At 64.8% G+C, this 14,446-nt stretch carries 11 protein-coding genes and 1 pseudogene; 7 read left to right on the top strand and 5 right to left on the bottom strand.

What is annotated here, in order from left to right; all coding sequences use genetic code 11:
- Positions 1-97 precede the first annotated feature (97 nt).
- Both F3J20_RS17395 and F3J20_RS17390 read right to left on the bottom strand, forming a co-directional pair.
- Positions 98-1,027, bottom strand: coding sequence for a LysR family transcriptional regulator (locus F3J20_RS17395; protein ID WP_167284019.1), 930 nt, complete (start codon positions 1,025-1,027; stop codon positions 98-100).
- A 184-nt stretch (positions 1,028-1,211) separates the two neighbouring features.
- Complete coding sequence (locus F3J20_RS17390) at positions 1,212-1,985, bottom strand: SDR family oxidoreductase (RefSeq protein WP_167045918.1); 774 nt, start codon at positions 1,983-1,985, stop codon at positions 1,212-1,214.
- Between the two features lie 189 nt (positions 1,986-2,174).
- On the opposite strand from F3J20_RS17390, the gene F3J20_RS17385 reads away from it, so the two are divergent.
- On the top strand, positions 2,175-3,101 hold the full coding sequence (locus F3J20_RS17385; protein ID WP_167045915.1) for a LysR family transcriptional regulator: 927 nt from the start codon (positions 2,175-2,177) through the stop codon (positions 3,099-3,101).
- Positions 3,102-3,642: 541 nt separating this feature from the next.
- Entirely contained in the window at positions 3,643-5,265 is a 1,623-nt protein-coding gene (locus F3J20_RS17380; RefSeq protein ID WP_167284018.1) for a DUF3300 domain-containing protein, read from the top strand.
- A gap of 217 nt (positions 5,266-5,482) precedes the next feature.
- Here F3J20_RS17380 and F3J20_RS17375 read toward each other — a convergent pair whose 3' ends face one another.
- Positions 5,483-6,928, bottom strand: coding sequence for a DHA2 family efflux MFS transporter permease subunit (locus tag F3J20_RS17375; RefSeq protein ID WP_167045908.1), 1,446 nt, complete (start codon positions 6,926-6,928; stop codon positions 5,483-5,485).
- A gap of 202 nt (positions 6,929-7,130) precedes the next feature.
- Between F3J20_RS17375 and F3J20_RS17370 the strand changes: the two genes are divergently transcribed.
- A complete protein-coding gene (locus F3J20_RS17370) occupies positions 7,131-7,991 on the top strand; it encodes a LysR family transcriptional regulator (RefSeq protein ID WP_167045905.1) in 861 nt (286 codons plus the stop codon).
- 212 nt (positions 7,992-8,203) lie between these two features.
- Positions 8,204-9,250 carry an NAD(P)/FAD-dependent oxidoreductase gene (locus tag F3J20_RS17365; RefSeq protein WP_167284017.1) on the top strand — a complete coding sequence of 349 codons (1,047 nt, stop codon included), beginning with the start codon at positions 8,204-8,206 and terminating at the stop codon, positions 9,248-9,250.
- 46 nt (positions 9,251-9,296) lie between these two features.
- Here the strand turns inward: F3J20_RS17365 and F3J20_RS17360 are convergent, their stop codons facing one another.
- Complete coding sequence (locus F3J20_RS17360) at positions 9,297-9,452, bottom strand: hypothetical protein (protein WP_167284016.1); 156 nt, start codon at positions 9,450-9,452, stop codon at positions 9,297-9,299.
- A gap of 285 nt (positions 9,453-9,737) precedes the next feature.
- Between F3J20_RS17360 and F3J20_RS17355 the strand changes: the two genes are divergently transcribed.
- Positions 9,738-11,741: a PAS domain-containing sensor histidine kinase gene (locus tag F3J20_RS17355; RefSeq protein ID WP_167284015.1), complete on the top strand. Its 2,004-nt coding sequence runs from the start codon at positions 9,738-9,740 to the stop codon at positions 11,739-11,741.
- A 43-nt stretch (positions 11,742-11,784) separates the two neighbouring features.
- Here F3J20_RS17355 and F3J20_RS17350 read toward each other — a convergent pair whose 3' ends face one another.
- Positions 11,785-13,182, bottom strand: coding sequence for an MFS transporter (locus F3J20_RS17350; RefSeq protein ID WP_167284014.1), 1,398 nt, complete (start codon positions 13,180-13,182; stop codon positions 11,785-11,787).
- A gap of 233 nt (positions 13,183-13,415) precedes the next feature.
- On the opposite strand from F3J20_RS17350, the gene F3J20_RS17345 reads away from it, so the two are divergent.
- Both F3J20_RS17345 and F3J20_RS17340 read left to right on the top strand, forming a co-directional pair.
- Entirely contained in the window at positions 13,416-13,559 is a 144-nt protein-coding gene (locus F3J20_RS17345; protein ID WP_167045893.1) for a hypothetical protein, read from the top strand.
- A 553-nt stretch (positions 13,560-14,112) separates the two neighbouring features.
- Positions 14,113-14,446, top strand: a pseudogene (locus tag F3J20_RS17340) (hypothetical protein); the annotation flags it as partial.

Genomic DNA, 14,446 nt, shown 5'->3' with positions numbered 1-14,446 from the left:
CAAGCAACAAATACGCGTTTGCTAAGCAAGGAATGCTTAGCAGAAAAATCGTGTTCGACGTCGCACTGATCGGTGCACGCCCGGCACCGCTGTCGTGTCAGGCCGCCGCTTCACGCGGCGCACCGCCGGTCAGCGAAACGATGAAATCGAGGAACGCGCGCACCTTGGCCGGCGGATGATGCCGCGACGGATACAGCGCATATAGCGGATACACCGCGTCGCCCCAGTCCGGAAACAGATCGACGAGCTTGCCGCTCGCGAGCAGCGATTCCGCCCCGAGCCCGGGAATCTGCGCGATGCCCTGGCCCGCGACGCAGGTGCTATGCAAGGTCCCCACGTCGTTGACGGTCAGGCGTCCTTGCGGCGTAATCACGAGCTTCCTGCGGCCGCGATGGAATGCCCACGTGAACGGATAGCCCGTCGACGGATCGCGAAACTTGATGCACACATGCTTGCCGCTTTCGAGTTCGGTCGGGCTCGCGGGCTGCCCATGCTTCTTCAGATACGACGGCGCGGCCACGGTCAGAATGCGCGTGTCGAGCAGCTTGCGCGCGACGAGCGTCGAGATGAGCGGCTCGCCGAAGCGGATCGCGAGATCGAAGCCATCGGCGACCATATCGCCGAGCTGGTCGCGCGTCACGAGTTCGAGCTGCAGATCGTGATGCTTGTCGACGAAGCTGCCGAGCCTCGGCCCCAGCACGAGCCGCGAGAAGAACGGGTCCATGTTGACGCGCAGCCGGCCGCGCACTGCGGTCGCGCCTTGAGCGGCCGATGCCGCCGCTTCCTCGAGGCCGCTCAGCAGCGGCACGATCTGTTCGTAGAAGCGCCGGCCTTCGTCGGTCAGCGTGACCGAGCGCGTGGTGCGATCGAAGAGCCGGATGCCGAGGCGCGCTTCGAGCCGCGCAACCGAACGGCTCACGCCCGATTGCGACATGTCGAGCGCTTCACCGGCGGCCGCGAAACTGCCGCAATCGACGATCGCCGTCAGCACGCCCATGCCGTTGAGCATGCGCTCGTCAAATGGCATCTGAATTCCTTGCAGATATCCGTGATGCCCGACATGCTAACTCGAAAGTCTGTCCGATTTCACACGCTGACGTGCGAAAGTGACACCCGTTGCGCATAATGGATGAGAAACCGGCATGAACGGGTCAAAAGGCATGCTCGGGTGTCAAGCATGCCGCAGCGGCGAAGCGCGCCGGTCGAAGCGCCTATTTGGTCGTATAACCGCCGTTGATCAGAATCGTCTGCCCCGTGATCCACCATCCGTCGCTGACCAGATGACGGATGAAGGGCACGACGTCGCCGATATCGGTGAGCCCGGTTCGGGAGAATTTCGACAGCGCTGCCGCGCTCTTGTGATACTCCACCGCATCCGCGCCTTCCGCCGGATAGAAGAACGGCGTGTCCATCGGACCCGGGCCGACCGCCGTCACCGAAATGCCGCGCTCGCCGAACTCCTTCGCCGCCGCGCGGGTGAAGTGCTCGACGGGCGCCTTGGTGCCGGCATAGGCCGCATAGAACGGCGTGAACGCGCCGAGCAGCGAAGTGACGAGGGTGACGATCTTGCCGTTGTCGGCGACGTGCTTGCCGGCCTCGCGCAGAAAGAAGAACGCCGACTTGGCGTTCACGGCGCTCATCTCGTCGTATTCCGCTTCGCTGATTTCCGTGAATGGCTTCTTCAGCACCTTGCCGACCGTGTTGATCGCGATGTCGGGGCGGCCCACGGCGGCAACGACGTCGGCGAATAACTTCTCCATCGCGCTCGCCTGCGTGAGGTTCGCCTGGAATGCAACAGCCTGTGCGCCGGCCGCCTGGATCGCGGCGACCGTGCTGTCGGCATCGGCCTTGGTGCTCGCGCTGTTGTAATGGACGGCCACCGCTTTCGCGCCATGTTTGGCCAGATCGCGTGCAATCAACCCACCGAGGTTCTTCGCTCCGCCTGCGATCAGGACGGTTTTGCCTGCAATGCTGTGGTCTGCCATATCGTGTCTCCGTCGAAGTTGCGCGGTGTGCGACATGCAACCGCGTGATTCACCGATGATATAGTCCTTAAAAAACAGATAAAGCCCTTGGTTCTGACAGGACTGAACAGAAATACCGACCAATTGCACGCGCCAGCGTCACCTGTTCAGGCGAGCGACGCTCGTCTGCCGCCGTCTGCGAATACGCCTATGGACCGAATCGACCTGCTCCGTATCTTTGCCCGCGTCGTGGAGTGCGCCAACTTCACGCGAGCCGCCGACACCCTGGCGATGCCGCGTTCCTCCGTGTCCGCCGCCATCCAGGAGCTCGAGGGCCGTCTCGGCACGCGCCTGCTGCACCGGACGACGCGCAAGGTGTCGGCCACGCTCGATGGCTCGGCCTTATACGAGCGTTGCCTGCATCTGATCGCCGACATGGAGGACACGGAAAATCTGTTCCGCCAGACGCGCAGCACGCCCAGCGGCAAGTTGCGCGTGGACATGCCGGCGCGCATCGGCCGTCTGATCGTTGCGCCGGCGCTGCCCGGCTTCCTCGAGCGATATCCGCAGATCGATATCGAGATCGGCATGACGGATCGCGTCATCGACCTGGTCGAGGAGCGAGTCGATTGCGTGCTGCGGGTCGGTACGCCGCCCAATTCTGCGCATAACTCAGCGCTGTCCGCGCGCAGCGTGGGTGACCTGGCGCTCATCAATGTGGCGAGTCCGGCCTATCTGCAGCGTCATGGTGTGCCCGAGCGTCCCGAGGATCTCGACGATCACTGGATGGTGGGCTACACCTCGCGGTCCAGCGCGCAGGTTGCGTCATGGGAATGGATGGAAGGCGGCGTGAGGCGGGCGATGCCGCTCAGGTGCCGGGTCAGCGTCAATAGTGCGGAAGCGTATATCGCGTGCTGCCTGTCGGGTGTCGGTCTCATTCAGATTCCTGCCTATGACGTGCAAGCGCATTTGCGGACGGGCGAACTCGTGGAAATTCTCGGTGCGTATCGTGCAGCGCCCATGCCCATGATGTTGCTTTACCCGCAGCGGCAGCAACTCTCCCGTCGCCTGCACGTTTTCGCGGATTGGCTCGAAGCGTTGCTCGTTGCGGCTTGCATCCGGTCTGTTGCGTCGTGATGGGTTTCGTTCAGGCCAGGAAACATGGCGGACCTCGCACGCCGGTAGTGCGTTTACCTTTCCCGAAATCGTAAATAGATGTATCAAATCGTTTTTTCTTGACTCGTGAAAAAACGGCTATTAGCGTAATTTTATAGTGGCAGTGCATGCTATACGCGTCAAGCAAAAAATCCCGATTAATCTTTAATGCTGTTTTTTAAAATATTAAAAACTGGCGAATAAATATTATCGATAATCGCCATTCCGGTCGGGCAATCCGGTTTCGGAAAAAACGATGTTTCACCCGCTATCGACGGGCGGTATTTTCGTTACCGGATGGCTCGAGTTCAAACACGGGAGTGGGCCAGCTCCGCCTGAAGGCACCGCTCGTCTGACCGTTACCGGTCCGGGCGTTTCCCCGGCGATCGTGCCGCGCGGCGCGCACAGACTGTTACATAAAGACCGACGGGAGAAGTGCACGAAGCCGGTTCAAAGGTCATTACTGTCAATACGACCATTCCAGATCAACACGCCAAATCAACACGCCGATAAGGACAATGTCATGAAAAAAACTTTGCCGTTTTATGATCGCCATGCCCGAACACTCGTCGCGTCGTCACTCGTGATTGCACTACTCGGTCTGAGTGCCTGCAACCAGAAGAGTAATGACAGCAACGACAATGTCCCGGCCGCGAGTCAACCGGCCGCCGCGAGCGTAGCCGATGCGGCCAGCGCCGCCTCGGCCGCGCAGCCGGCGCCGGTCGCCTACACGCCGCCGAGCGCGGACCAGCTCTACCAGCTGGTCGCGCCGATCGCGCTGTTTCCGGACAAGCTCGTCGCGCTGGTGCTGGCCGGCTCGACTTACCCGGACCAGATTGAGGCCGCCAACACATGGCTCGGACAGAACCCGACGCTCAAGGGCACCGCGCTGACGTCGGCCGCGGATGCGCAACCGTGGGACGCGTCCGTCAAGGCGCTTGCGGCATTCCCGGCGACGCTCTCGCAGATGGCGTTGAACATGGAGTGGACCACCGCGCTCGGTCAGGCCTACTACCACGATCCGAACGACGTGCTGAACGCCATCCAGGTGATGCGCCAGCGTGCGAAGTCGGCGAACCATCTCAGCTCGGGCAGCCAGTTGCGCGTCACACAGACCACACAGAGCGCGCCGCCGCCGTCCTATACGCCGGCGCCCAGCGGCCCGGCGATTTATGAAGGACCGCCGATCGTACCGCCGCCGCCGCAGACCATCGTGATCGAGCCGACCCGTCCCGACTTGGTCTATGTGCCGGTCTACAACCCGGCTGTCGTCTACGGCACCGCCGCCGTCTACCCGGGCTATGCCTACCGGCCGGTCTACGGCACGGGCGCGGTGGTGACGGCGGGCGTGCTGTCGTTCGGCGTAGGCATTGCCGTCGGCGCGCTGTTCAGCCACCACGACTGGGGCTGGCACGCCTGGGACGTGAACTGGGGCGCACCGCATGCGGGCGGTCCCGCGTGGGGCAACTGGCAGCGGCCGGCCGTGGTGTATGACCACAAGACCTATATCTCGAAGTCGACGACCGTCGTCAATAACATCAACAACGTCCACAACACGCGGATCACGAACAACTACGGCACGACCAATAACAACGTCGGCAACCTGATCAATCGCGGTGCGCCGCCTGCCGGGAATGCGGCCGCGCAGCAGATGCGCGAGCAGGCGGCTCGGGGGAATCCGGCCACGATGTCCATGCCGCATTTCGGCGCGAACGCCGCGCAGCCCGGCGAGCGGCCGACGTCGCATGCGGGCGGGAACCATCCGAACGCCATGGGTACGCCTTCCGGCGCGCAGCATTCCGTGGCGCAGATGCATGCCCAGCGTGGCGAACCGCCTCAAGGCGCGGCTCATCCACCCGCCGATGCGATGCCGGGTCCCAACGGAGCGCATGAGCCGAACGCAGCGAACGGCACGACGCATGATATGCCGATGCGGCAGGAAGCGGAGCAGCGCAGCGAGGCCGAGGCGCAGCGCAATGCGCAGCCCGCACCGACCCCGCAGCCTCAGCAGCACGAGATGCAGCAGCACGAAGCGCCGAGCCCGGCACAGGCGCCGAGGCCAGCGGGACATGCGCCGCACCCGCATCCCGCACGGGCTCACGCGGCAGCTCATCCGCAGGGGCATGCGAGACAGGAGCGGCGCTGATTCCTCAGTGAATCCGCTGTGATTTCGCAATGAAGAGCGAAGGTTCGAGGCGGGTTGCGGGCCGGTCGTCGATCCTCGCGTGAGGCGCGCGCAACCATGGCGCGTCTCACGACCGAGATGCGGCGTTCGGCGTTATGCCAATGCTCCGGCGAGCCCGCGACGCAAACCCAGTCGTTCAACCGCCGCGTGTCAGCGCACGTGCGCCCATGGGCTTCGCTCAACGCCCCGTGCTTGGCGCCGCCTGGCCGCGAATCGCGGGCGTGCCGGACGGATGATCGAGGTGACGGAAGACCCACGCGGACACGAGCGTAATCACGCCCACGCAGACGAACGCGAGGCGAAAGCCGAGCGCCGCCGAACCCCATTGCGCGGAGAACAGGTTCACGAGCCCGCCGCCGATCGATACGCCGAGGCCGATCGCGAGCATCTGCACCATCGAGAACAGGCTGTTGCCGGCGCCGGCGTCTTCGTGCGAGAGGTCCTTGAGCGTGACGCTGTTCATCGCCGCGAACTGCATCGAATTGGCCGCGCCGAATACCGCGAGGATCACGATCTCGACGATCAGCGGCGTGCCGCGCGAAATCAGCGAGAACGCGACGATCGACGAGCCGACGATGATCGTGTTGACGAGCAGGAACGTCTCGTAGCCGTAGCGGCGCACGAGCGGCGCGATCCAGCGCTTGGAGAGCGTGCCGGCCAGGGCCGCGGGCAACATCATGAGGCCCGAATGCAGCGGCGAATAACCGAGTTGCAATTGCAACAGCAGCGGCACGAGAAACGGCACGGCGCTCGAACCGACCCGGCAGACGAGATTGCCGATCAGTCCGACGCTGAAATTCGGCTCGCCGAATAGCGAGAGCCTGAAGAGCGGGTCACGCCGATGCTTCGCGTACGGAATGTAGGCGAGCGCGCTCGCGACCGCCAGAGCGAACAGGCCCGCCGACCATGCCGCGCGATGCGAGGGCACCGGCGCGTCGATCGCGAGCGAAAACGCGATCATGCACAGCGACAGCAGAATGCAGCCGATGAAGTCGAACGGCGGCGCTTTGGTTGCGTCGTGCGAGGGCAGATAGCGCTGCACCGCATACAGACCGACGATGCCGATCGGCACGTTGATGAGGAAGATCCAGTGCCACGTGATCGCCTGCACGAACCAGCCGCCGAGCGTCGGCCCGGCGATCGGCCCCAACTGGCCCGCGATCGACACGAACGCGAGCGCCGAGACGTACTGCTCGCCCGATACGCTGCGCAGCACCGCGAGCCGTCCGATCGGCAGCAGCATCGAGCCGCCGAGGCCTTGCAGCACGCGCGCGAGCACGAGCTGGCCGAGCGTATGCGCGCTCGCGCAGCACAGCGAGCCGAGCACGAACACGAGAATCGCCGCGAAGTAGACGCGGCGCGAACCGAAGCGGTCGGCGAGCCAGCCGGAGGCGGGCGTGAGCATCGCCATCGTCAGCGTGTAGGCGACCACGATGGGCTGCATCGCGAGCGGCGCGACGTGCAGGCTGTTCGCGATCGAGGGCAGGGCGGTGTTGACGATCGTCGTGTCGAGCGACTGCATGAAGAAGCCGGCGGCGACGATCCAGAGTAGCGCGGAGTGGGAAGAATCCTTGGTCATTTTTCGACGGCGCGATGCGGCGGCAGTGGCCGGTGCGTTGGCCATGGTGGCGACCGAAGGAACGCGAAGGAACCAATACGCCGCGGCGGGAAGGTCGCGGCGTACCTGTGCGATCTCGGTCACAGTGTGCCGCCCGAGCCGGGTAAGCGGGAATTCCGTCATCTTATTGACATCTCCGTCAATCGGGAACCCCACTAGGTTTGCTGACTGTTATCGACTTTGCCGATAAGCAGCGCGACAATGCCGCATGCTCAATCCGATCTGGCTCAAAACCTTCTCGACCGTCGCGGCCTGCCATAGCTTCACCGAGGCGGGGCGGCGGCTCAATCTCACGCAGTCGAGCGTCAGCGAACATGTCCGGCGGCTCGAACAGAGCGTGGGCCGGCGCCTGTTCGTGCGCGACACGCATTCGCTCGCGCTGACGCTCGACGGCGAAGCCATGCTCGCGCATGCGAGCGTGATCCTGCAGGCGCTGTCGCGCGCGGAATCGCAGTTTCGCGCGCCGCGCCTCAAGGGACGCGTGCGGCTAGGCTCGTCGGACGACATCGCGCTCGGTCCGCTGCCGACCGTGCTGGCGGCATTTCGCAACGCGCATCCCGACGTCGAGCTCGAAATCACGATCGGCATGACCGGCCGGCTGTACGAACTGCTCGACGCGGGCGCGATCGATCTGCTGGTCGGCAAGCGCCGGCTCGGCGACCGGCGCGGCGTGCCGCTGTTCTCCGGGCGGCTCGAATGGCTCGCGCGCACGGGCACGCTTGTCGATCCGGGGCAGCCGCTGCCGCTGATCCTCGCCGCCGAGCCGAGCGTGACGCGCGCGGTCGTGCTCGACGCGCTGGCGGAGGCGGGTGCGAGCTGGCAAGTGGTCTGCACAAGCAGCAGTCACTCGGGCAGCATCGCGGCCGCGCGCGGCGGGCTCGGCATTACGGTGTGTCCGCAGTACCTCGTCGCGCGCGGGCTCGCGGCGCCGCTGAACGCGGCCGCGCTGCCGACGCTGCCGTCGGTGGAATTCATCGCGCTCGCGGCGAAGCGCCTGAGCCGCCCGGCGGGCACGCTGCTGCAATTGCTGCACGACAGCGATCTGCGCGGTTCGTGGATCGGCGAGTGACCGGAAGGCATGGGTGGGGCACGGCGTTTGCGGGGTGCTGAACGCGCATCGAGCGCGTTCAGCATCCTTACCGCCGACGATGGCATCGTTGCCGCTGTCCGGGCGATTCGGTATGGTGGGTTATCGGCAGTCTGATTGCCGTTGCGCGTTTTGATTGCGCGCGCGCCTGCCGTCGTTTTTATCGATGCTTCCCGGACCCGGAGAACCCGCCCATGACCGCCACCGCCGACCTATCGCAACCGATCCGCACCGATGTCCTGATCGTCGGCGCCGGTCCCGTGGGCCTGTTCGCCGCGTTCGAGGCCGGTGTGATCGGTCTCACCTGCCAGATCGTCGATGGGCTCGGCCGGGTCGGCGGCCAGTGCATCGAGCTCTATCCCGACAAGCCGATCTACGACATTCCCGCGATTGCGTCGTGTACCGCGCGCGAACTGGTCGAGCGTCTACAGGCGCAGGTGAAGCCGTTCGACGTGCCGATCCATCTCGACCAGCGCGTCGAAACGGTCGAGCAGCGCGACGACGGACGCTGGACCGTGCGCACGCATCGCGGCCTCGTCTTCGATGTCGCGGCGATCCTGCTCGCCGCCGGCAACGGCGCATTCGTGCCGCAAAAACTCGTGCTTCCCGAAGCCGCGCCGCTCGAAAAGCGCCACGTGCACTACAGCGTGCCGCGGCTCGCCGATTTCGCCGGCAAGCGCGTGGTCGTCGCGGGCGGCGGCGATTCCGCGCTCGACTGGGCACTCGCCTTGCGCGGGGTCGCGCGGCGCGTCACGCTCGTGCATCGGCGCGCCGGTTTCAGCGCGGCCGATTCGAGCGTCGCGCAGATGCGGCGCGCGGTCGACGCGGGCGAGATGGATTTCATCGTCGGCGCGATCGCGGGGCTTGGCGTCGAGGACGGCGCATTGAAATCGCTGACGCTGCGGCATATCGACGGCGAGACGCAGATCGAGACCGAGCATCTGATCGCGCTGTATGGACTCGTCGCCGACCTCGGCCCGATCGCGCAGTGGGGGCTGACGCTTCACGGCGGACGTATCGACGTCGATACGTCGAACTACGAAAGTTCGCGGCCCGGCATCTTCGCGGTCGGCGACATCGCGAATTATCCGAACAAACAGAAGCTCATTCTGTCGGGCTTTCACGAAGCGTCGCTCGCGTTGCGCAAGGCATATGGCTATGCGTATCCGGACAAAAAACGCGTACACGTCCATTCGAGTTACGACGCGAAGCTCGCGGAAAAGATCGGTTCGGCGGGGTGAGCGGTGGGCCATAGAACAGTTTGCCGTACGTGACCGCGGTCCTGCGTTATTTGCCGGCTGGCTGACTCGATGCCGCAGCGACATGCGCGGCATCGCCTTTCCTTTTGGCATCCTGATGAAAATCCTGCCGACGATCGCGAATACGTTTTTCAATCGCGAGCGTCCCGTTGCAATGCGGCGGCTGGCCCGACAACTCATTCACTGAGCAATCCGATAAATAGCGCGCCGGAATACGCGTACAACGACATGCGGCGCGGCGCAACGTTGCAGTAAATACGGAGTGGCAAAGCAGGGCCCGGCGTATAAGCTGTGCGCCTTATAAGCCTGAAATCTGCGAAAGATTCGCGCAGTGCCGCCAACGCGCCTGTGCACCCCGGCCAACCGAGGGGCCGATCATGCACGCATCGCGCGGCGCCCGTCATTCGACTACGCGCCACCACCCGGGCACAACGTATGCTTGAGACAACAACCCTTATACGTGCATGCCATGACCGAGTCCGATATTCCTTCTTTTCGCGAAAACGGCGAACCCGCCCAGTTGCAGGCCGAGGTTGCGTCGACGTCGCCAGGCGGCGCCGCAACCAGTATCGCTAGCACCATCGATTACTCGTCGCTCGTGCAGGCCATCGAGGACTACGCGATTTTCCTGCTCGACGCGGGCGGCCGTATCGTCAGCTGGAACGCCGGCGCGCAGAAGTTCACGGGCTATACCGAGAGCGAAATCGTCGGTCAGCATTTCTCGTGCTTCTACGCCGAGGAGGCCGTTGCGCGTGGCTGGCCCACGTATGAACTGGAGCAGGCCGCGCTGACCGGCCGTTTCGAGGACGAAGGCTGGCGCGTGCGCAAGGACGGCACGACATTCTGGTCGAACGTCGTGATTACCGCCATCCGCAACCCGGCGGGCGAGGTCACGGGCTTCGCGAAGATCACGCGCGATCTGACCGCGCAGCGCGAGTATCTGGAAGCATTGCGGCAAAGCGAGGAGCGCTTTCGTCTGCTCGTCGACAGCGTCAAGGATTACGCGATTTTCATGCTCGATCCGCAAGGCTGCGTGGTGAGCTGGAATGCAGGCGCGGCGCGGATCAAGGGCTATACGCACGACGAAATCGTCGGGCGTCATTTTTCGCTGTTCTACCTGCCCGAGGAAGCCGCGGCGGGCAAGCCCGCGCGCGAACTCGCGATCGCCCGGCAGATCGGCACCGTCGAGGACGAAGGCTGGCGCGTGCGCAAGGACGGCACGACGTTCTGGGCCAACGTAATCATCACGGCCGTGTACGACGAATCGAAACGGCTGCGCGGCTTTGCGAAAGTCACGCGCGATCTGACCGAGCGGCGGCGCCGCGAAGAACTCGAACGCTCGGGCGAGCGCATGCGCGAATTTCTCGCCACGCTTGCGCACGAGCTGCGCAATCCGCTCGCGCCAGTGCGCAACGCGGTCGGCGTGATGCAGATAGAAACCGGCCTGAGCCCGGCGCTCGCCCTCGCGCGCGACCTGATCGACCGCCAGGTCACGCACCTCACGCGGCTCGTCGACGATCTGCTCGACATCGGCCGCATCATGTCGGACAAGGTCGAGCTGCGCATCGCGCGGGTCGATCTCGGCGAGCTCGTCACACGCGCGATCGAGGCCGCGCGGCCGTTTACCGATGCACGCGAGCAGCGTGTCGCCGCTCACGTGCCGGCCGAGCCGGTCATCATTCGCGGCGACATGACGCGGCTCGTGCAGGTATTGCAGAACCTGCTGCACAATGCGTCGAAATTCTCGCCGCAGGGGTGTGGCATCGACGTGATGGGGCGCGTCCACTTCCGTATGGCCGTGCTCGAAGTGCGCGACCCCGGTTGTGGCATTCCGGTGCGCTCGCTCGACAGGATCTTCGAGCTGTTCGCGCAGGAAAAGGACCACGAAGGACTCGGCGAGGGCGGCCTCGGCATCGGCCTTACGCTATGCAAGTCGCTCGTCGAAATGCATGGCGGCAGCATCGTCGCGAGCAGCGAGGGGCCGGGCCTTGGCAGCACGTTCACGCTGAGCTTGCCGCTTGCCGGAGGACTTGCCGAAGCCACCGGCGAAGACGCCGGTGTGGCGGCCCCCGAGGTCGAACCGCTGCGGGTTCTGCTCGTCGACGACAATCGCGATTCGGCCGACAGCCTCGCGATGCTGCTCGAACTCAAGGGCCACGAGGTGCGTATCGCCTACGAGGGCGAACAGGCGCTGCCGATCGCGGCGCGCTTCGCGCCGCATCTCGCGCTGATCGACCTCGCGATGCCGAAGATGGACGGCTATGCGACGCTCGCGGGAATGCGCGCGATGCCCGAACTGGACCGCACGATGTTTGCCGCGATGACCGGCTTCGGCCATGCGAGCGATCTCAAACGCACGCGCGAGGCCGGCTTCCATGCGCATCTCGTGAAGCCGGTGGAAATGGCGGTGCTCGATACGCTGCTTGCACAGGCGGACGCGCGTTTGCGCGTGCCGATAACCTGTCGACGCTGATACCGAGGGCGTCTGTGCGCACTCGGGAGCCGCCCGGCCCCGCCTAACCCCGCCCGCCGCGCGAAATCTCTTCGCCCGCGCGCAGCGGCATGCGCATCGTGACCGGAATCGAGGCGAACGAGCACAGCCCGACCACGAGGAACGCGGGCCAGAAATCCGACCACATGATGCCCGGATGCCCGTGCAGCACGCGCGAAATCTGCAGCACGATCCCGCCGACCGTCACGCCGAGACCGAGCGACATCTGCTGCACAACGCTGCCGAGGCTCGTCGCGCGGCCGACGTCGCGGCTCGCGATTTCCGCGTAGGTCAGCGAGTTCAGGCTCGTAAACTGCAACGCGGGGAAAAAGCCGCCGAGCAGCACGACGACCCAGATAATCCACGTCGGCGTGTGCGGGAAGAAGAGCCCGCAGGCGGCAATCGAAATGCCCGAGAGCGCCGCGTTGAATACGAGCACGGTGCGGAAACCGAAGCGGCGCAGCACGCTCGACGCGATCGTGCGCATGAACATGCCGCCGAACGCGGACGCGCAGGTAATCAGGCCCGACTGGAATGCGCTCATGCCGTGGCCTTCCTGCAGCAGCAGCGGCAGCAGGAACGGCAACGCGCCGAGACCGATACGAAATAGCGAGCCGCCGAGCACGCTCGCCTGGAAGGTCGGCACCCTGAAAAAGCGCAGATCGAGCAGCGGCAGCGGGACGCGCAGGGCATACACGGTGTAGAGCGCGAGCAGCACCGCGCCGATCGCGCACATGCCGAACGCGTCCGTGTTCGAGATCAGTTCACCGCCGATCAGCGAAAGCCCGAGCAGCAGCAGCACCGCGCCCGCCGCGGACAGGATGAAGCCGATCCAGTCGAGCGGCCCGGGGTCGGGCTCACGCGTGTTCGCGATGTAGCGGTTGGTCAGATAGATGCCGAGAATGCCGACCGGCACGTTGATGAAAAAAATCAGCCGCCAGTGCAGATAGGTCGTGATGAAGCCGCCGAGCAGCGGGCCGGCCGCGGGGCCGAGCATCGCGGGCACGCTCAGATAGTTCATCGCGCGGATGAAATCGGCTTTCTCGACGACGCGAAAAATGATGATGCGCCCGACCGGCACCATCATCGCGCCGCCGACGCCCTGGATGAAGCGCGCGACCGTGAAGGTCGCGAGCGAATTCGATGCGGCGCACAACAGCGAACCCGTCACGAAGATACCGATGGCCGTGCGGAAGATCGTGCGCGCGCCGAATTTGTCGGCGAGCCAGCCGCACACGGGGATGAACACGCCGAGTCCCAATACGTAGCTCGTTACGGCGATTTTCAGCGTGACCGGATCGCGCCCGAAATCGCGTGCCATCGCCGGCAGCGCGGTGACGATGACGTTCGCGTCGACGCTTTCCATGAACATCGCACACGCGACAATAAGGGGTGCAATCAGGGCTTTCTGGGCGGCGGACATGGCGGCGGGGCTGCGGCAAAGCACCACGGGTAAAGGGGGCATTATTGCACCTGTGCGGTGCGGATGGTGGATGCCGGCCCTGTCGATATCGCCCTTTTTCAGTTTTTGACGTGTATCGCGGCCCTAGCGTTACGGCGATCGTCAGTTTTTGTTGCGCTGCGCCATGAAAAAGATCATAATCGGGTTATTGCTTAGGTATAAACCCTTATCACCCTAATTCGAGAGAGCCCATCATGAACGTCGCATCGACCGCAGTCCGTTCCACTCCTGCTACCACCACGCTGTTCGGCAAGCTGCGCGCTCTGGCGCTGCACGCGCTTCATCTGCATGTGCAAAACTGCGCCATGATCGCCGAAGCGTATCGCCGCCCGCTGTAAAGCCCGCCGGCGCGCAAGGCGCCTCGTGGTGAAGTCGTCGATGCCCGCTCCAATAGCGGGCATCGTGCTTTCTGGCCCCGTTTTTAGGGAGGAGCCGGGCGGTCAGAGCCCGGTTCGATCGGATGTGGGTGGAATCGTCTGAGCATACTGGGCCTGTGCGTTGCCGGCGCGGGCAGGCCGTTGTCGGCTGCGCCATCCACATACGGTTCCTCGGGACACACCCGAAGTCCTTCGCTTCAGACCCGCGATCGTTTTCTCCCTCAGAAACCGAATCGCGCCGAATCTCCGGCACGGCGCGATGGGCCGTGCCGCGCCTTGCGGCGCGCTCCCGCGCCTGATGACGGCACGCAAGGCGGCCGATCCGATGCCGCGAGCCCAAGCCTTTCAACCAGCTCCTTCCGCAGACGCGCCGCGCAACCGGACCGACAGCGAAATGGCTCATGCTGTCAACCTTTTGCACGCTTTGTCGTTATCTCTTTGTAATCGCCGACACAGGCGATACCGCGCGCGACGCCCCGTTGCCGCGACCGCTCTCGCAAGGCCCGCACTCACCATGTTTCGTCGACTTCACCACCCGTTCGCCCGGCTCGGCGCGCGGCTCAGCCGCGCAGCGAAAGCGACGGGCGGCCGGGGACTTCTGTCGCCCGTGCTCGCGCTCGTCATTTGCGGGCTGCTGCTGGTCGTATTGCAGCATCTGTCCGAGGCGGTCGACTATCGCTCGGTGATCCGCGAATTGCGAGACCTGTCGGCGAGCGGGTGGATCGGCGCGCTCGGTGCGACCGCGCTCAGCTACGTAGCGCTCGTCGGACGCGACGCGGTCGGGCTGCGCTATCTCGGCACGAGCGTGCCGCGCGCGGCGCTGTGGGTCGGCGCGACCGCGGGCTCGG

This window comes from Paraburkholderia sp. Cy-641, from assembly GCF_011752945.1.
In the GTDB taxonomy this organism is placed as follows: Bacteria; Pseudomonadota; Gammaproteobacteria; order Burkholderiales; family Burkholderiaceae; genus Paraburkholderia.
The sequence above is the reverse complement of the archived record's forward strand: the minus strand, read 5'-3'. Positions and strand labels throughout refer to the sequence as shown.

What these genes read in the sequence shown, in the direction of transcription:
- F3J20_RS17395 (WP_167284019.1), bottom strand. Translation starts at nt 1,027, where the DNA reads ATGCCATTTGACGAGCGCATGCTCAACGGCATGGGCGTGCTGACGGCG.
- F3J20_RS17390 (WP_167045918.1), bottom strand. Translation starts at nt 1,985, where the DNA reads ATGGCAGACCACAGCATTGCAGGCAAAACCGTCCTGATCGCAGGCGGA.
- F3J20_RS17385 (WP_167045915.1), top strand. Translation starts at nt 2,175, where the DNA reads ATGGACCGAATCGACCTGCTCCGTATCTTTGCCCGCGTCGTGGAGTGC.
- F3J20_RS17380 (WP_167284018.1), top strand. Translation starts at nt 3,643, where the DNA reads ATGAAAAAAACTTTGCCGTTTTATGATCGCCATGCCCGAACACTCGTC.
- F3J20_RS17375 (WP_167045908.1), bottom strand. Translation starts at nt 6,928, where the DNA reads ATGGCCAACGCACCGGCCACTGCCGCCGCATCGCGCCGTCGAAAAATG.
- F3J20_RS17370 (WP_167045905.1), top strand. Translation starts at nt 7,131, where the DNA reads ATGCTCAATCCGATCTGGCTCAAAACCTTCTCGACCGTCGCGGCCTGC.
- F3J20_RS17365 (WP_167284017.1), top strand. Translation starts at nt 8,204, where the DNA reads ATGACCGCCACCGCCGACCTATCGCAACCGATCCGCACCGATGTCCTG.
- F3J20_RS17355 (WP_167284015.1), top strand. Translation starts at nt 9,738, where the DNA reads ATGACCGAGTCCGATATTCCTTCTTTTCGCGAAAACGGCGAACCCGCC.
- F3J20_RS17350 (WP_167284014.1), bottom strand. Translation starts at nt 13,182, where the DNA reads ATGTCCGCCGCCCAGAAAGCCCTGATTGCACCCCTTATTGTCGCGTGT.
- F3J20_RS17345 (WP_167045893.1), top strand. Translation starts at nt 13,416, where the DNA reads ATGAACGTCGCATCGACCGCAGTCCGTTCCACTCCTGCTACCACCACG.